The sequence below is a fragment of the Peribacillus sp. NPDC097895 genome (genome assembly GCF_050277555.1).
Classification (GTDB): domain Bacteria; phylum Bacillota; class Bacilli; order Bacillales; family DSM-1321; genus Peribacillus.
Map to the genome: position 1 here is coordinate 115537 of NZ_JBNNSH010000008.1, position 15982 is coordinate 131518.

The 15982-nt window shown below is 40.8% G+C and carries 12 protein-coding genes and 1 pseudogene; 3 read left to right on the forward strand and 10 right to left on the reverse strand.

Annotated features, from left to right (window positions below; all coding sequences use genetic code 11):
- Window positions 1-136 precede the first annotated feature (136 nt).
- Both ACQKMH_RS25180 and ACQKMH_RS25185 read left to right on the forward strand, forming a co-directional pair.
- A complete protein-coding gene (locus ACQKMH_RS25180) occupies window positions 137-337 on the forward strand; it encodes a DUF3311 domain-containing protein (protein ID WP_125161884.1) in 201 nt (66 codons plus the stop codon).
- Complete coding sequence (locus ACQKMH_RS25185; protein ID WP_427590074.1) at window positions 334-1812, forward strand: sodium:solute symporter family protein; 1479 nt, start codon at window positions 334-336, stop codon at window positions 1810-1812. The genes ACQKMH_RS25180 and ACQKMH_RS25185 overlap by 4 nt, the downstream gene beginning before the upstream one ends.
- A gap of 237 nt (window positions 1813-2049) precedes the next feature.
- Here ACQKMH_RS25185 and ACQKMH_RS25190 read toward each other — a convergent pair whose 3' ends face one another.
- From ACQKMH_RS25190 to ACQKMH_RS25215, 6 genes are all read right to left on the reverse strand, one after another.
- Window positions 2050-2643: a MepB family protein gene (locus tag ACQKMH_RS25190; RefSeq protein WP_427590075.1), complete on the reverse strand. Its 594-nt coding sequence runs from the start codon at window positions 2641-2643 to the stop codon at window positions 2050-2052.
- 400 nt (window positions 2644-3043) lie between these two features.
- Window positions 3044-4528: an argininosuccinate lyase gene (argH, locus tag ACQKMH_RS25195; RefSeq protein WP_427590076.1), complete on the reverse strand. Its 1485-nt coding sequence runs from the start codon at window positions 4526-4528 to the stop codon at window positions 3044-3046.
- A gap of 15 nt (window positions 4529-4543) precedes the next feature.
- Window positions 4544-6232, reverse strand: a complete 1689-nt coding sequence (locus ACQKMH_RS25200; RefSeq protein ID WP_427590077.1) for an ABC transporter permease — start codon at window positions 6230-6232, stop codon at window positions 4544-4546.
- Window positions 6229-7341 (reverse strand): ABC transporter ATP-binding protein, encoded by a 1113-nt coding sequence (locus tag ACQKMH_RS25205; RefSeq protein WP_427590079.1) that lies wholly within the window; start codon window positions 7339-7341, stop codon window positions 6229-6231. Before ACQKMH_RS25205 ends, ACQKMH_RS25200 begins: the two co-directional genes overlap by 4 nt.
- 15 nt (window positions 7342-7356) lie before the next feature.
- Window positions 7357-8448, reverse strand: coding sequence for an extracellular solute-binding protein (locus ACQKMH_RS25210; RefSeq protein WP_427590081.1), 1092 nt, complete (start codon window positions 8446-8448; stop codon window positions 7357-7359).
- Complete coding sequence (locus tag ACQKMH_RS25215; RefSeq protein WP_427590140.1) at window positions 8448-9674, reverse strand: ROK family transcriptional regulator; 1227 nt, start codon at window positions 9672-9674, stop codon at window positions 8448-8450. Before ACQKMH_RS25215 ends, ACQKMH_RS25210 begins: the two co-directional genes overlap by 1 nt.
- Window positions 9675-9945: 271 nt before the next feature.
- Here ACQKMH_RS25215 and ACQKMH_RS25220 point away from each other — a divergent pair, with 271 nt between their 5' ends.
- On the forward strand, window positions 9946-12453 hold the full coding sequence (locus ACQKMH_RS25220; RefSeq protein WP_427590082.1) for an NEW3 domain-containing protein: 2508 nt from the start codon (window positions 9946-9948) through the stop codon (window positions 12451-12453).
- A gap of 329 nt (window positions 12454-12782) precedes the next feature.
- On the opposite strand, the gene ACQKMH_RS25225 is transcribed toward ACQKMH_RS25220, so the two are convergent.
- The 4 genes and pseudogenes from ACQKMH_RS25225 to ACQKMH_RS25240 all read right to left on the reverse strand — a co-directional run.
- Entirely contained in the window at window positions 12783-13517 is a 735-nt protein-coding gene (locus ACQKMH_RS25225; RefSeq protein ID WP_427590083.1) for an amino acid ABC transporter ATP-binding protein, read from the reverse strand.
- Complete coding sequence (locus ACQKMH_RS25230; RefSeq protein WP_063234732.1) at window positions 13514-14158, reverse strand: amino acid ABC transporter permease; 645 nt, start codon at window positions 14156-14158, stop codon at window positions 13514-13516. The genes ACQKMH_RS25225 and ACQKMH_RS25230 overlap by 4 nt, the downstream gene beginning before the upstream one ends.
- A gap of 57 nt (window positions 14159-14215) precedes the next feature.
- A complete protein-coding gene (locus ACQKMH_RS25235; RefSeq protein ID WP_427590084.1) occupies window positions 14216-14992 on the reverse strand; it encodes a transporter substrate-binding domain-containing protein in 777 nt (258 codons plus the stop codon).
- Between the two features lie 416 nt (window positions 14993-15408).
- Window positions 15409-15917 (reverse strand): annotated as a pseudogene (locus ACQKMH_RS25240) (Sapep family Mn(2+)-dependent dipeptidase); the annotation flags it as partial.
- Window positions 15918-15982: the final 65 nt, after the last annotated feature.

Below are 15982 nucleotides of genomic sequence, written 5' to 3' on the forward strand. Positions count from 1 at the left end.
AGCTAATATATATCATCGGTCCCTTCCTTCGAAAAGAAGGTACATCCTGATTGGTCGACCCATCCATCAGTGGCAATGGTGAAAAACCCCATTGGTGGACGTTTCACTTTATTTAATAACCGGAGGGGTTTGTTTAATGAAGATTATATATATCCTTACTCTAGTTCCTTTTATAGGCATACTAGGATTCCTGCCTTTTGTTAATAGAATAGAACCATATGTATTGGGTATGCCTTTCAACATGTTCTGGATGGCTATGTGGGTGGTCCTTACCTCTGCCATTTTGGGCATCATGTATAAGTTGGACCCAAGGAATAGAGAAGGTGACCAGGAATGAATATTGCTCTCTTAATCATTTTAGCATTTTTACTTCTAGCGATTTTTTTAGGCATTCGCTCTTCAAAAGGAAAAGATATGAACTTGGAACAATGGACGGTTGGCGGACGCGGTTTTGGAGCGATATTCGTCTTTCTGCTCATGGCTGGGGAAATTTATACGACCTTCTCTTTTCTTGGCGGCAGCGGCTGGGCATATGGCAAGGGTGCACCCGCTCTATATGTTCTAATTTACATTACCTTGTCTTATGTATTATCTTATTGGCTCCTTCCGGAAATATGGAAATATGCCAAAGATAATAAACTGATGTCACAATCCGATTTCTTTGTTAGCAAATATAAGAGTCCAAGTTTAGGAATTTTAGCTGCGCTTGTCGGTGTGGTGTCGATGATTCCAGTGATTGTCGTGCAGCTGAAAGGATTGGGGATCATTGTCTCGGAAGCATCCTATGGCGCCATCTCCATGTCTGCGGCAGTTTGGATGGGGGCGATCGGCCTTACCATTTATGTGATGATATCCGGTATACACGGCTCAGTTTGGACAGCCGTCATTAAAGATATCATGATGATCGCAATTATAGGCTTCTTAGGGATTTACCTCCCCATTCATTACTTTGGTGGATATCAGCCGATGTTTGAAGCGGTTGATGCGGCCAAGCCCGGTTTTCTAAAGTTCCCTGAGCAGGGACTTAGCGTATCATGGTTTATCTCCACGGTAATATTGCTCGTATTCGGTTTCTATATGTGGCCACAAGTTTTCAGCGCAGTTTATTCGGCGCGCAGCGGGAAGGTATTTCGAAAGAATGCCATCATTAGCCCGTTATATACGCTCATGTTGTTATTTGTCTTTTTTGTCGGGTTCACAGCTATATTGAAAGTGCCTGGACTAGTTGGAGCAGAAGCAGACCTTTCATTGTTGCGTCTTTCGACCGAGACCTTCGATCCATGGTTTATAGGTATAATCGGCGGAGCAGGATTGCTGACCGCATTGGTGCCTGGATCCATGCTATTAATGAGTGTCGCAACACTGCTCGCGAAAAACGTATATAAGGAATTGGCCCCTGCCGTATCCGATCGTCACGTTGTAAGATTGGCAAAATCCCTTGTTCCTGTCATTGCCCTAATAGCCGTCTACTTCACCTTAAACGGGGGAGAAACGATGTCAGCATTGATTCTCATGGGATACAGTCTCATCACACAGCTATTCCCGTCCCTACTCTTTAGTCTGAAGAAGAATAATCCCATCAATAAATATGGCGCAATCGCCGGCATCATCACCGGATTATTCATCGTAATCTGCATTACACTCAGTTCTTCAACTATAGGAACCTTGTTTCCATCCTTGCCACAAGCAGCGAAAGATTTGAATGTCGGGATCATCGCCTTGGCGGTCAATTTCTTGGTGATGATCACGGTAAGCCTCGCTTTCAGGAAGCACGCGGTTAAGCTTGAGCCTAAATCCTTAAACGATATCTGAAGTATTTCTTTGACGGTGGCTTTTGGATGAAAAGTGCACCGTACATGACATTATATAATCGAGAGGCTCAGTCCAAAGACTGAGCCTTTTTACACTATCAACTGTCCACCTCTTCTTATTCAAGAAATATAACCCCTGAAAAATAAAACTCTATGAATTCGTGTAAGCATATATACAAATGAGTCGTTGTCATTTAATGAATGTTCAACATCGTCGTTTATCGTATAGAAATCATATTTAGATTTCTAATTGACTTGCGTGATTGGGACTGTAGAGCATTTGAACTCGAGCAAAGTCTATTGGTTTATTTATAGGGATCTCTATGAAATATTTCAGCTGCCATATTTGAGTTTTTTGTGCCTGACGGCTAACAGGCTTGTCCCAAGGTGGATAAACGCGTATAGCCCGTTTACCGCCATTGCCCTTATTAGATACTATATTTTGATCACATAAGACAGCTTTTGGAAATACAAACTGACCAAAGTTATTCCCTTTGCGAGTACTAATAACAAACAAATCAACTGGATTTGATATGTCATATGGTTGAATCGCTCCATTCCCAATCCGCTCCCACAAAGTCACAAATTGTCCAACCTTTGCAGGTGTGATTTTAGCCACACGAAACCTAATAAAAAGGCTATTCAACTTGAATATATAGGCTCCATATTCAGCGTTTTGTGCTTCTATTAGTGGTTGAGACAAATCAAACCTGCACGTGCTATAAACAAGTTCCTTTGTTGCAATAAGGTCACTATGAATTGTGTCAGAGGAAGCCCAGGAATTTTGACCACCAAGATCGGATTGCAATAAGATTTGATTTTTCTCATCCATCTGTTCTAATCCTCCATTTCAAAAGCTCTCTAGTCATTTTGCTATATCAAGCCCTTCGATACACCTCACTCTTCATTTTAGAACATTCGTTCGTTAAGTTCAAATATCAACAGCAGAATGATATTTAACGTAAAAAACCCAGGCACCTTCATCCCGGGTCTTTAAACTTTATGCTGACTTTTTCCCTTGTTCTGCCTGTGGGAGTTATTTACCAAGTCCCCTGAAATACAATAGGGCATGCCCAAGCGAAGGTAACGGCCCCGTGCTGTTCTTCCTCCAAGATCAATAACAATTCCTTCTTCACTAGGTCTGTATCACCTAATAATTACGATGTACATTTGATTGGAAATCAAATCCCCTAGCTTCTTTTGTATCCAATTCCTTTATGTCCCTGGCACCTTCAATACTCCACTAAAGTCTTCCTTCCAGCATTCAAAGCTTTAACGATTTCCTTATATTCGTGCAACTGTTGTTCTAGTTCTTGTTTTCTATTTACGATCATCCTCGAAACTTCTTTCGGGCTAGGCCCGCCTTGAATGCTTCTGATCTCGACAAAGTATTCGGGAGAGATGATCTTTTTCCATTCGTCTTCATTTAAATTCACTGCAACGAATTCATTTATAATCTTGTTAATGTCTTGTGTGTCCCAATCATACAGCTCTTTCCCTTCACTTATCGACTGTTTTGCAATATGGCTAGCTATGGAATGAGCTTTTCTAAATGATATCTCGTAATCTCTTGATAGGGTATCAGCTAATTCAGTAACTGTTATACTAGATTTTGCCGCCATTTTCTTAGTATGCTCTTCATTTACTTTCAAAGTCGATATGACGGCATACATGAGTTTCATGACACGGCCTGCATTCGAAAAAGCCCGATATAAATGCGGCTGCAGATCATCTTCCGTATCGACGATATCGCCAAATGGAGTATTGTGGATCATATTCATTGCAGCAAGTGCATCACCGTAAGCACTGCTTGCAATCGAACGTGAATGTTCGATTGAAACCGGATTTCTTTTTTGCGGCATGATACTGCTTACTTGAACATAAGGATCAGACACATAAAATGTACCAAACTCCCTTGTCACATGCTGCAAGAAATCTTGAATCCATCTTCCCGTATTGACCATGGCCGTCATGATGGCACTTGCGGTTTCCAATAAATAATCCGCCCCGCCAATCGAATCATAGGAATTTTCAATAACCGAATCAAACCCAAGCAGTTCAGCGGTGCGATTCCGGCTGATTGGAAAACCAGTTGTGGTTAAAGCAGCCGCGCCCAGGGGTGATTGGTTCACCGTTTCATAAGCTGCCCAAAACCGGCCAATATCTCTTTGAAGTACATCATAAATGGCTAGGAAGTAATGGCCTAATGTAGTCGGCTGAGCCGGCTGGGTATGGGTGTAGCCAGTAATATAGGTTTCCATATGCTTCTCTGCTTGCACCAAGAATGCCTCACTCAATTGATTTGCATAGCCAATTAATTGGAGAAGGTGACCTCTCAAAACAAGCCGGTACATGGCGACTCCCATATCGTTGCGACTGCGGCCGATATGGATCTTTCCCGCCAATTCATGGCCAATTTCATCGCCAATCTTTGCCTCCATCATGAAAAATAAGTCTTCGAATTGAGGTTGATAGGTCAGCAGGGTAATATCTGTTTGAGCCACTTTTCGAATCCCATCCAGCATGATTTTCGCTTCTTCTTCTTTAATGATCTTTTGTTCTGAAAGCATGATGACATGTGCTCGGTGAATATCGAACATCACATGGAATAAGTAATCTCTTTGATCATTAAATACAGGCATTAAAAGCTCTTCTACATATGTTTTTCCTGGAAAAACACTACCTTCATTTTTGATAAATTCATCAAGCTTACTCATCTTTGTACCCCCGGTTTATAAGGCTTTTTCTGCCTTGATTCCAAAAAACTTGTTCGAGATAAATAGAACGATGACAATCAGCGCGATTTGAATCATCCCATAGGCAGCAGCCTGCCCCATATTGAACATCCGAAGCTGATTCATAATTTCAATCGATATGGGTCTGTTAGAAATCGTATACAACAGGACTGAGGTTGGAAATTCCCCGACGGACTCGATAAATGCCAATAATGTCCCTGATAAAACGCCAGGCATAATAATCGGTAAAATGACCTTTCTGAATGTATAAAACCACTTAGCCCCCAAGTTTCTGGCCGCTTCCTCAATCGAGTCATCCAACTGCTCCAGAACGGCGTTAGTCGAGCGGACAACCAGTGGAATATGTCTGATGAAATAGGCAAGAGGCAAAATCCAAAATGTCCCTACCAAAATCTGACCAAAAGAAAAGACGCTAGGTTCATTAAAGGCGAATATCAAGTTCATCCCAACAACCGTTGCAGGCAAGGCCCAAGGAATCATGACTAAAATATCAACAAAGCTTTTCCCGACGAATTTCCGTTTGACAAGTACATAAGACGCGATGACCCCAAACACCAGATTCGCCAGTGTGGCAATGACAGCCATTAGTAAACTATTTCTTAGCGGTTTGAATATATTTGGATCTTGGAACAAAAGCCGGTAATTCTCAACATTAAATACTGATGGATATGTTTGAAATGTCCAAGTCCCATCCGGCACAAGTGAAAGCAATAGAATCGTAAAGTGCGGTAAAAGCAGAATTATCACGCCGATGATACCCATTGCGACCATCACCCACTTCATGAACGGATTTTTCACTTCACTTCTATGTGCCCCAATTCCTTTCGAAGCCATACGGTAATCCTTCCTATTCTGATACCAACGCATGAATAATAGAAATGAAATCGAAACAATGGATAGTATGACGGATTGAGTTGCAGCAATTTCCATATCACCATTAATTTTCGAAAAATATATTTGCAAGCTCAACACCCTGTACCCGCCAGCCAATAAAAATGGGGCACTGAATGAAGCCATTGAAATCATGAAAACAAGCAAAGAGGCGGCAACGATGGCCGGTGTCAATAATGGAAATGTCACCTTCCAAAATACCTTGAATTTATTTGCCCCTAGGTTATAAGCAGCTTCTTCTAAGGACGGATCGATTTTATTGATTGCAGCGGATACGGTCATATAAAAATATACATACATCGTATAGGCATGCACGATCAGAATTCCCGAAACCCCGCCGATTTTAAAAGGAACTTTATCGAGACCAAACAGATCTTTGATGGCATTTGGAATTAATCCCGATTCTCCATATAAAAACATAAAGGCCATGACCCCCACCAATGATGGAAGAACAATTGGCAAAATGGCTGCTGATGAAAAGAAGCTTCTGCCTGGAAAATCGTAACGGTTAAAAATAAATGCGAGCGGAATGCCAATCAAGGCACTGACCAATACGCTCAAAATGGATATATAAACGGAATTCCAGAGCGCCTCTAAGTTCGTTTTCGATTCCTGTACGAAGAAGTCCTGATAATTTCCTAGAGATATCGCCCCGTCTTTTTGCAGACTTTCGATAAAGGTCCTCAATGATGGGTAGAGAACATACGCTACGAGCACTAATACAACTGGTATAAGCAGCCAAACCGTCAACCTGGTATCACGATTTTTAATCATGGAGCATCACCGCTTATGACAGGGATGAGACGAAGCTGTTTCTCAGGAAGTTGGACATACACTTCCTTCCCTTGATAAAAGTATCCAAATTCATGTGTATTAAATACGTCCACCCTTAGTGATACGTTTTGAACATCCACCATGACATTCACAACAGATCCAAAGAATTGGACAGAATTGATTTTCCCTTTAAAGACATTCATTACCTCTTCGGCTACATCTAGAATTCTGATTGCTTCCGGACGAATCGAAATCGCAAGGTTATCATCAGTCTGTAAAATGGAATCTCCTTCTCCAGTTTTATTTTGAACATGGAACCTAACCGGATGTTCAACGCTTTTGAGAGAAACCACTATATTCTCTTTTTGAACGTTTTCCACTTGAACGGGTAATAGATTAATCTCACCTATAAAGCTCGCCACAAAATCATTGGCCGGCTGATTATAAATTTCAGCCGGCGTCCCGACCTGGTGACATACACCATAATTGAATACAGCGATCCGATCACTCATCGATAAGGCCTCAGCCTGATCATGCGTGACATAAATGGTGGTAATCTTATAATCACGCTGCAGCCTTAAGATCTCCACCCTCATTTCATCTCGAAGCTTGGCATCCAAATTACTTAATGGTTCATCCAACAGTAATATTTCCGGTTCAATAACAAGGGCTCTCGCAAGGGCCACACGCTGTTGCTGCCCTCCGCTTAACTGGCTCACTTGACGATCCGAGTAGCTCTCAAGCCTGACCTTTTGGAGGGCATCCAGTACTCTCCTCTTTAAGTCAGATGAAGAAACTTTTCTCACACGCAATCCAAACGCTACATTTTCAAAAACAGTCATGTGAGGAAAGAGGGCATAGTTTTGAAATACCATGCCTGTATTTCTTTTCTCCGGAGGTACACGCGTCATATCTTTGCCGCTAAATCGGACGATACCTTTTGTTGGATAATAAAACCCGGCAATCATCCGAAGGGTTGTCGTTTTACCGCAGCCACTTGGGCCAAGAAAGGTAAAAAACTCCCCTTCTTTGATATCCAGATTTAAATGGTCGACAGCTATCGTTTTTCCGAAGGCTTTTTGGACATTCTCTATTTTTATTGACGCCATCCCAAAGACACTTCCTTATTCTTTAATTTCTTTATCTCCACTTTTAATATTTTCGTCCCAATATTTCATCCACTCATCCCCATTTTCTTGGAAAGCATTCCAATCTATATCCATTGCTTTGATTTCCGTGCCCGTGATCCATTCTGGTAAATCCGTCACATCACTTCTTGTCGGAATCCTGTAAAATTCTTCTGCTAAATTTTTTGCAGCTTCTTGTGAATTCACAAACTCATAAAAAGCTTCGGCAGCTTTTGGATGCTTGGCACCTTCAACAATGGCAATCCCTTCTGTCAATACTGGTGTTCCGCTTTCTGGAATGACGAACTCAAACGGATAATTTTTATTTTCTTTTAGCATGACAACATCCGGCATTGCCCAAACAGAAAGTGAGCCCTCTCCTTTAGCTATCTTGTTATACATCATTTCCGGGTTCGCAGAATATTCCTTTGTGTTTTGGTCCAACTTCTTTAACCAGTCATATCCTTCTTGGGGATCATTTGTATCCTTATACGTACGATAGATCATCGAAGAAAAAATTGTCCTCATCGTACCGGAGGCTAACGGATAGCGGATGATAATTTCGTCTTTCCACTTCGGATCAAGCAACTCATCCCAATCTTTCGGTACTTCGTCTTTTGATAGTTCCTTGCTGTTATACATGATGACTTCCGGTGTCTGGCTCGTTCCCGTCCAATACCATTCTGGATCGTGGAATCCTTCATCGAGACTATCTGAATAAGTAGGCTTATAAGCAGCTAACAGCCCATCATCCTTTGCTTGATTAAAATTCGTGGAGGGTGCCCCCCACCAAACGTCAGCCTGCGGATTATTTTTCTCAGATCGAACACGATCAAGGATTTCCTGAGACCCCATGTCAAGCCACTCAACATCAATTCCATATTTATCTTCAAACTGCTTTTCATATTTTGATAAGATATCTTTTCCATGCGGTGAATAAACAACAATTTTATCTTCCAATTCACCTTTTTCTCCCTTGGCCCCGCCAGCTTCCGTATTCGTTTTCGTATCTGTGCCGTTACATCCTGAAATCAATAGGGCTGCAGATAAGGTCAGTACTGAAACAAATGCTTTTTTTCTGCTTTTCATTAATAATCCCCCTCATCACGAAAATTCAAAATGCTATCATATTCCCTTAAAAATAGAGCAACTGCTCCTAGAACTCCTGCGTTTTCTCCCAGTTGTGATGTTTTCATTTCTACTAAACTTGGAAGATATCGATCTACGATCTCCCGAATTTTAGGTAACATGTATTCAGATGAATTTAATACACCACCTCCTAAAATAATCACTTCTGGATTTAGCAAGCTAGCCGCATTGACAATTCCGCAAGCCAAATGTTCGATCGCTTCATTAATGACGGCTATAGCTGACGAGTCTCCTTGTTTTGCTAACAAAAAGGCGTCTTTCCCAGATAGTTCAGAAGACTGGGCCCTTTCGAATAAAGAATGATGGGGATCCTTGAGAACAACTCTGGTAAAATGATCACCAATCGATTTTCCTCCTGCAACACTTTCCAAATAGCCGTATCTATGGAATATCGGCTTGAATTCACGCTTCATGTCCTCTTTGTCAGTCACCATATATCCCATTTCCCCTGCTGCACTTGAAGCCCCTCTGTATAGCTGGTTATTCAAGATAATGCCGCTTCCTATCCCCGTGCCAACTGCAATGAAAAGCAAATTGCGCTTATTTTGTGCGTTCCCCAGCCACTGTTCACCGAGGGCAGCAGCATTTACATCATTGTCGAGAAAAATAGGATAATCAAAATATCGTTTCGCTTCGGCTATAAACGGATACTGTACCCATCCTAAACTCGGTGCCTCCATTACTAATCCACTTGCCGTTTGCGTAATACCGGGAATCCCAACCCCCATCCCTAATATCCTGTCTTTCGCAATCTGGTTCTTTGCAATTAACCTTTCCGTTTCAATCGCCATTTGTTTAAGAAGACCTGAATGCAAGTAAGTGTTTGTTGAAAAACTAGTATCAGCAAGGATATTGCCACTTAAATCACATAAAACGATTTTCACTTTCGTCCCGCCGATATCAGCCCCAATGATATAGGCTGCCTTCTCATTAAAAAAGAGCTGAATGGGCCTCCGTCCACCTTGAGAAGATGACTCACCTATCCCTTTCTCAAATACCCATTTCTCCTGTATAAGTTCATCCACAGCCAGAGAAACAGTCGGTTTACTTAGCTGAAGCTTAACGGCGATTTCAGCTCTCGAAACGGGTGAGCATTCTTGGATGCATTGAATGATTCTTTTCTTATTTACGTATTTTTGTTGACTGGGTGTTCGCTTAAATCTCATCACATCACGGCCTTACTTTATTTAGTTAGTAAATCTTCCTAATTAAGTAAAAATATAACTTAAATAAAGTTTGTGCACAAGTAATTTTTTACAACATTCGAAATAATCTGTTTTTAATAGTTACTTCGAATTATTTACAATTATAACCATTAATGATATTTATTAGATGAGCTTTTTACCATCAAGTTAGTTAGAAAATATTACTAACCTACATTTTTTCCACACAAAAAGCTTAAGTATTTGATAAATGTTGAAGGGGGTTAAAAGTAAAATGAAAAAAGCTTTGGTATCTGTGATTTCTCTTTTATTAATTCTTGCATTATTGCCGCTTGGCGGTAGCGCTGCGAGTACGGAGAAATCAAACATTGAGTTATGGAATGCGGTCAAGCCACTCGAGACAACCGTGACATTCTTAAACAGCGGTGCCCATCCAGATGATGAACGCAGTGACTTTCTCGCTTATCTATCGAGAGGACTAGGTGTGAAGACATCGAGCTTGATTGCAAACAGGGGTGAAGGAGGACAAAATGAAATTGGGGATGAACTAGATAATGCCCTCGGAATCATCCGTTCAAGAGAAATGATAGAAGCTGCAAAAATTACTGGGGTGAAGGCTTATCATCTAAGTGAAACAACTAGTGATCCCATCTATGATTTCGGCTTCTCGAAAACACCAGAGGAAACATTGGAAAAATGGGGCGAGGAACTCACATATGAACGGCTTATCCGATTTATTCGGACGTATCAGCCTGATATATTGATGCCTTCCTTCCAAAATGATGATACCCAGCATGGACATCATCGAACAATGACAATCTTAAGTGAACGTGCTTTTAAGGATGCCGCAGATCCAACTGTTTTCCCGAAACAATTGAAACAAGGTCTATCAGTATGGCAAGTGAAAAAATTATATTTACCTGTTTCCTCCTCAGAACAAGCCGACACTTCCATTGAAATCGGTAACTATGATCCGATATACGGCATGACTTACCCACAGCTTGGAGAACAATCCCGCTATCTGCATAAAAGCCAAGGCATGGGTTCCGATATCCCTGCAGCACCTCGCCAGGTCCATCTGGATTTAAAGCAAAGTGCGGTTGATACAAAAAACAAGTCGGATCTTTTTGCAGGTGTACCCTATAATTTTGCTGAATGGGCTGAAAAACTCCCTCACTCAGCTTCAAAATTAAAGGCAGAATTTAAATACCTGCAAACGAATTTGGACGCTGTTGTTGCGGCATATCCAAATGAAAAACAAATTTTCTCTAAATCTCAAACAGCTCTTTCTCATGTTCGTAAAATGACAGCACAAATAAAAAAAGCAAAGCTAAGCTCTGTCATTAAGAACGACTTGCTTCATAAGCTTTCATTAAAAGAGGAGCAATTACAAAACGTCAGCTATGTCTCTTCAGGACTGGATGTTCAAGCTGAAGCAGTCTCAAACATTCTTACGAAAGGGCAAAATACGAATGTAACCGTAACGGTTAAGAATAACGGGAAACAAACATTGAAAAAGGTTGCTGCTACATTGAACGTGCCTAAAGGATGGCAGACTAAAACAAAATCTAAAGATGTCAATCTAGCACCTAATAAATCAGCAACGATCACCTACAAGGTTGACGTTCCTGAAGATGCAGCCTATTACCACGCTTATGACGAATCAACCATTACAACCAGCATTTCTTATAAATATGGCAGCACCAAAACTTCCATCGTGGAAGAATTGGAAGGAACGATCGCTGTACTTCCTGACGTTGGCCTTACCCTATCTCCTGAAGATATCGTCGTAAATACAGCAGATGTAAAGGAAGAAATACCAGTGACCGTTACCTTGAAGAATTATACAGAAGGAAAAACATCAGCAAAGGTTGCTTTGAAGGTCCCTGAAAATTGGAAAGTAAAGCCTGGAAAGGCCACCGTATCATTCAATGAAAAATCAGAAGAAAAACAAGTGAAGTTCACGCTTACACCACCGAAGACGATTCAAAATGGTGAATATCAGGTTAAAGCGGTTGCTTCTGTCAACGGAAAAACCTTTGATTCAACCATTCAAGAAATATCCTATGACCATATCGGAACATTCTATTACCAATACCCATCAGCTATCAACACCGTTGCATTTGAGTTATTGATGCCAGCTTCCTTAAAAGTGGGTTACATTGAGAGTGGATTTGATAAAGTTGCAGATTACTTAAGCAATGCAGGCCTTAATATAACAAAATTAACCGAAGCTGACTTAGCAAAAGGTGATTTGAGTCAATACGACACGATCGTTACCGGCATACGTGCCTATCTATCGAGGGAAGATCTAAAGGCAAACAACGCTCGCTTACTGGAATATGTTGAAAACGGCGGTCATCTCGTCGTTCAATATCACAAACCAGGCGATGGATGGGATGCCCTGACGACTGCTCCATACCCGCTTACCCTCGGAAATCCATCCATTCGCTGGAGGGTTACCGATGAAAAAGCCACAGTAAACGTTTTGAAACCAGAATCAGCGCTTTTCAACTATCCAAATAAAATAACAACGGACGACTGGAACAATTGGGTTCAAGAAAGAGGATTGTACTTCCCAATGAAATGGGACGATCGATTTGAAACATTCATTTCCATGGCTGATCCAAATGAAGAACCATTTGATGGCGGAATCCTAATGGCCAAATACGGTAAAGGCACCTACCTCTACACTAACCTTGTCCTATACCGGCAAATTCAAGGCCAGGTCCCAGGAGGATATCGAATCATGACGAACTTGATTAGTTACGGGGCCCAGTAACTAGTGAAGAAACCTATGCAAATGTTGAATGCATAGGTTTCTTTTTTCATGTCAATATATGTCCCATTTTTTTCTTTCCACGCCTTCTGTAACTTCCTGCAAACCAAGGGATGTTTCATAAGACGGCCAGGTTTTCAATTTTAGCTTCTTCCCTCTTCCACTAAAACAAAAAAAGTTATGCACAAGATAGGAAAAGGCTTATACGATTGGGTTTCCCCTCATTGTCTCGCATCCCTTTGTCCACACTTTATGCACAACTTCATCCATTACCAACATCAATGCCGGCAATATTACTCTCTTACTTGTATTTCCAAGCTCGCGTTTCCTGCCTAAAGCACTTTACTCAAGAAGGATTTAGTTCTCTCGTGCTGAGGGTTACCGAATAATGCATTCGGCTCATTTTCCTCGACAATATACCCTCCATCCATGAATATGACGCGGTCCCCGACTTCCCGGGCAAAACCCATTTCATGCGTAACTACAACCATTGTCATGCCTTCTTTAGCAAGTTGTTTCATGACTTCCAATACATCTCCGACCATTTCAGGGTCAAGCGCAGAAGTTGGCTCGTCAAATAGCATGATTTTTGGATTCATCGCTAATGCCCTTGCGATGGCAACCCGTTGTTTTTGTCCACCGGAAAGTTCCCCTGGATAGCTATTAGCCTTTTCCTTAAGGCCAACCTTATCCAATAAGTCAAGCGCTAATCTTTCCGCTTCCGCTTTAGCCGTGGCGCGTATTTTAATAGGTCCCAGCGTGATGTTTTCCATAACGGTTTTATGAGGAAACAGATTGAAATGTTGAAAAACCATTCCAACCTCTTGCCTGACTTTATTAATATTGATTTTCCTTTTTGGGTCGGTGATAGTATGTCCGTTAATGACCACTTCACCGCCCGTAACTTCCTCAAGAAGATTCAGGCAACGAAGAAATGTACTCTTTCCAGATCCAGAAGGGCCTATTACACAAATTACTTCCTTTTCTTGCACTTCTGCATTTATATCTTTTAAAACCTCGACAGTTCCAAATGATTTTCTCAGGTTTTTTACAGTAATGATGCTCATCGTACTTGTACCCTCCTTTCTATGAAATTAGCAATAAGGGTTAACAAATAGATGATGATAAAGTAAATCACGCCGACAACCAGCCAAATCTTGAATGCTTCAAAGGTTGCCGAAGCTTGAATTTGTCCTTGCTGGGTTAAATCCGCTATACCGATGACGGATAATAGAGATGTATCTTTCAAGCTAATGATCGATTGGTTCGTAATGGTAGGAAGCATCCTTCTAAAGGCTTGCGGTAAAACGACATATCTCATTGTTTGAGTTCCGGTGAACCCGATTGATCTTGCCGCTTCCGTTTGTCCTTTATCGATGGACTGTATCCCTGCTCTTATTATTTCAGCAAAATATGCCCCTGCATTGATAGCAACGGTTATTATTCCAGCTGTTGTACTGTTCAAAGAAATCAAATTTAGTGAATTCACACCGAAATATATAAAAAACAACTGCACAATGAACGGTGTCCCTCGTATCGCATCCACATAAACCTTTGCAATCCAGTTCAAGATCTTGATCGGGGCAAGTCGCAGTAAGGCAATCACTAAACCAATCAAAAAACCTAGGATAATGGCAATCACAAAGATATAAAGTGTCACCTGAAGTCCTTTTAATAAAATGGGCAATGCCGCCACAATTATATCCATTTCTTTCACCCCTTTGAAAAAGAAAGCGCGCTTAGAGCGCGCCTATTTTGCATGAATCTATTCACCAAGATACGTTTTTATTATTTCATCATACGTGCCGTCTTTTTTAAGATTAGCAAGACCATCATTTATTTTCTTCAATAAATCCTTGTTTTGCCCTTTCAATACGGCGATTCCATACTGATCCCCATTCAAACGGTCACCTACGATTTTCAACCCAAGATCTTTTTGGGCGATTGCATAGGAGATAACCGGATAATCTTCAATAAGAGCATCGGCATTGCCGTTGGCCACTTCCTGGAACATCGCGGGACTATCATTGAATTGAACCACTTTAATTCCTAGTTTCGTAGCATTTTCCTGTGCATATTTAGCACCTGTAGTCCCTTTTTTCACTGCTATCGTTTTTCCTTTAAGATCTTTAACAGATTTAGTAGTATTATTATCTTTTTTAACGACTACTGTTAATCCTGCATCAAAATATGGCGTTGAGAAATCAACAACCTTTTTTCTTTCCTCTGTAATGCTCATGCCTGCAATGGCCACATCAAGCTGGTTGGCTTGCATTGCGGGAATGATTCCGCCGAAATCCATTGGAGAAAATTTGATTTTAAAATCCTGGTCCTTCGCTATTGCATTGATTAAATCAATATCAATACCTTTATAGTCGTTACCCTCTTTAAATTCAAAGGGAGGATAAGTGGTATCCACACCAACTTTATAAACCTTTTCAGTTTTCTTTTCCTCACCTGCATTTTTTTCACCATTGCTTCCACAAGCCGAGATAAAGATAGTTAGAATCAAAAACATACTAAGTAAACCAAGTTTCTTCATTTCAAATCACTCCAATTCATAGATTATACGTGATAACAAATAATTCTCCCTATAATATAGCATAAGTATAAAGTATTATAATATGAATTTTTAGAATAAATATTATTTTCTCCAAATAATATTTATGGATGTTTTTCCTAATATTGTTCAAGTAATGGTAAATGGTATGAAAACGCTTATTTCCATGTCTAAATAGTTCGGAATGAAACTAGCACCTGTAAAAGAAAATTACATTAGATGGTGAATCGATGATAAGGAAATCATTAGCCATTTCATCCGATGACACCCATACCCGCAAATTTACTTTTCGGACAAGTAATATTGATAGTTGCGTGCCTTTCTTTCGATACCGTTCAGCCCGTCTAGTTTCACTAGGATTTTATATATTGTCATCAATTTTCTTATGCTACATTACAAGTTGGCGCGGGTTCTACGTCAAGATAATGTTCCATACAGCGCATACCGCTTTCCTCATCTGTGCCATAAATCATGCGGATCTTCCTTTTTAAAGGAAGACCAAGGCATTTCAATATCTTTAACGCATAAAATGCTGCCATTCCCGGTCCTTTATCATCAATGGTACCGCGGGCATATAGCTTTCCTTCTCGAATAGTTGGCTCATAAGGTGGTGTTGTCCATTCTCCAGGAGCAGGAACCACGTCGACATGGGCAAGTACCCCAATATAATCTTCAGACTCTCCCCATTCAGCAAACAAGGCGAAGCCGTCTAAGTTTTTTGTTTTAAAACCCTCATTTTTGGCTAATGCCAAACATAATCCAATGCTTCGCCTATCTTTTCCCCCATTGGATATTCGGGAGTACTCGTTGTTAAATCCTTAACACTCGCAATACGCAATAAGCCTTCCAAGTCCTTTAAAAGATCATCTTTTCTTTTTTCCACTTCTGCCAGCCAATTGATTTCCATTACATCCTCAACTCCCTTCTCAATTATATTAATTTTACATCCAATTCCTTTTCTCCTTTAAATAC

Bases quoted from the DNA above. Each gene is read 5' to 3' on its own strand.
- ACQKMH_RS25180 (WP_125161884.1), top strand. From the start codon at position 137: ATGAAGATTATATATATCCTTACTCTAGTTCCTTTTATAGGCATACTA.
- ACQKMH_RS25185 (WP_427590074.1), top strand. From the start codon at position 334: ATGAATATTGCTCTCTTAATCATTTTAGCATTTTTACTTCTAGCGATT.
- ACQKMH_RS25190 (WP_427590075.1), bottom strand. From the start codon at position 2,643: ATGGATGAGAAAAATCAAATCTTATTGCAATCCGATCTTGGTGGTCAA.
- argH (WP_427590076.1), bottom strand. From the start codon at position 4,528: ATGAGTAAGCTTGATGAATTTATCAAAAATGAAGGTAGTGTTTTTCCA.
- ACQKMH_RS25200 (WP_427590077.1), bottom strand. From the start codon at position 6,232: ATGATTAAAAATCGTGATACCAGGTTGACGGTTTGGCTGCTTATACCA.
- ACQKMH_RS25205 (WP_427590079.1), bottom strand. From the start codon at position 7,341: ATGGCGTCAATAAAAATAGAGAATGTCCAAAAAGCCTTCGGAAAAACG.
- ACQKMH_RS25210 (WP_427590081.1), bottom strand. From the start codon at position 8,448: ATGAAAAGCAGAAAAAAAGCATTTGTTTCAGTACTGACCTTATCTGCA.
- ACQKMH_RS25215 (WP_427590140.1), bottom strand. From the start codon at position 9,674: ATGAGATTTAAGCGAACACCCAGTCAACAAAAATACGTAAATAAGAAA.
- ACQKMH_RS25220 (WP_427590082.1), top strand. From the start codon at position 9,946: ATGAAAAAAGCTTTGGTATCTGTGATTTCTCTTTTATTAATTCTTGCA.
- ACQKMH_RS25225 (WP_427590083.1), bottom strand. From the start codon at position 13,517: ATGAGCATCATTACTGTAAAAAACCTGAGAAAATCATTTGGAACTGTC.
- ACQKMH_RS25230 (WP_063234732.1), bottom strand. From the start codon at position 14,158: ATGGATATAATTGTGGCGGCATTGCCCATTTTATTAAAAGGACTTCAG.
- ACQKMH_RS25235 (WP_427590084.1), bottom strand. From the start codon at position 14,992: ATGAAGAAACTTGGTTTACTTAGTATGTTTTTGATTCTAACTATCTTT.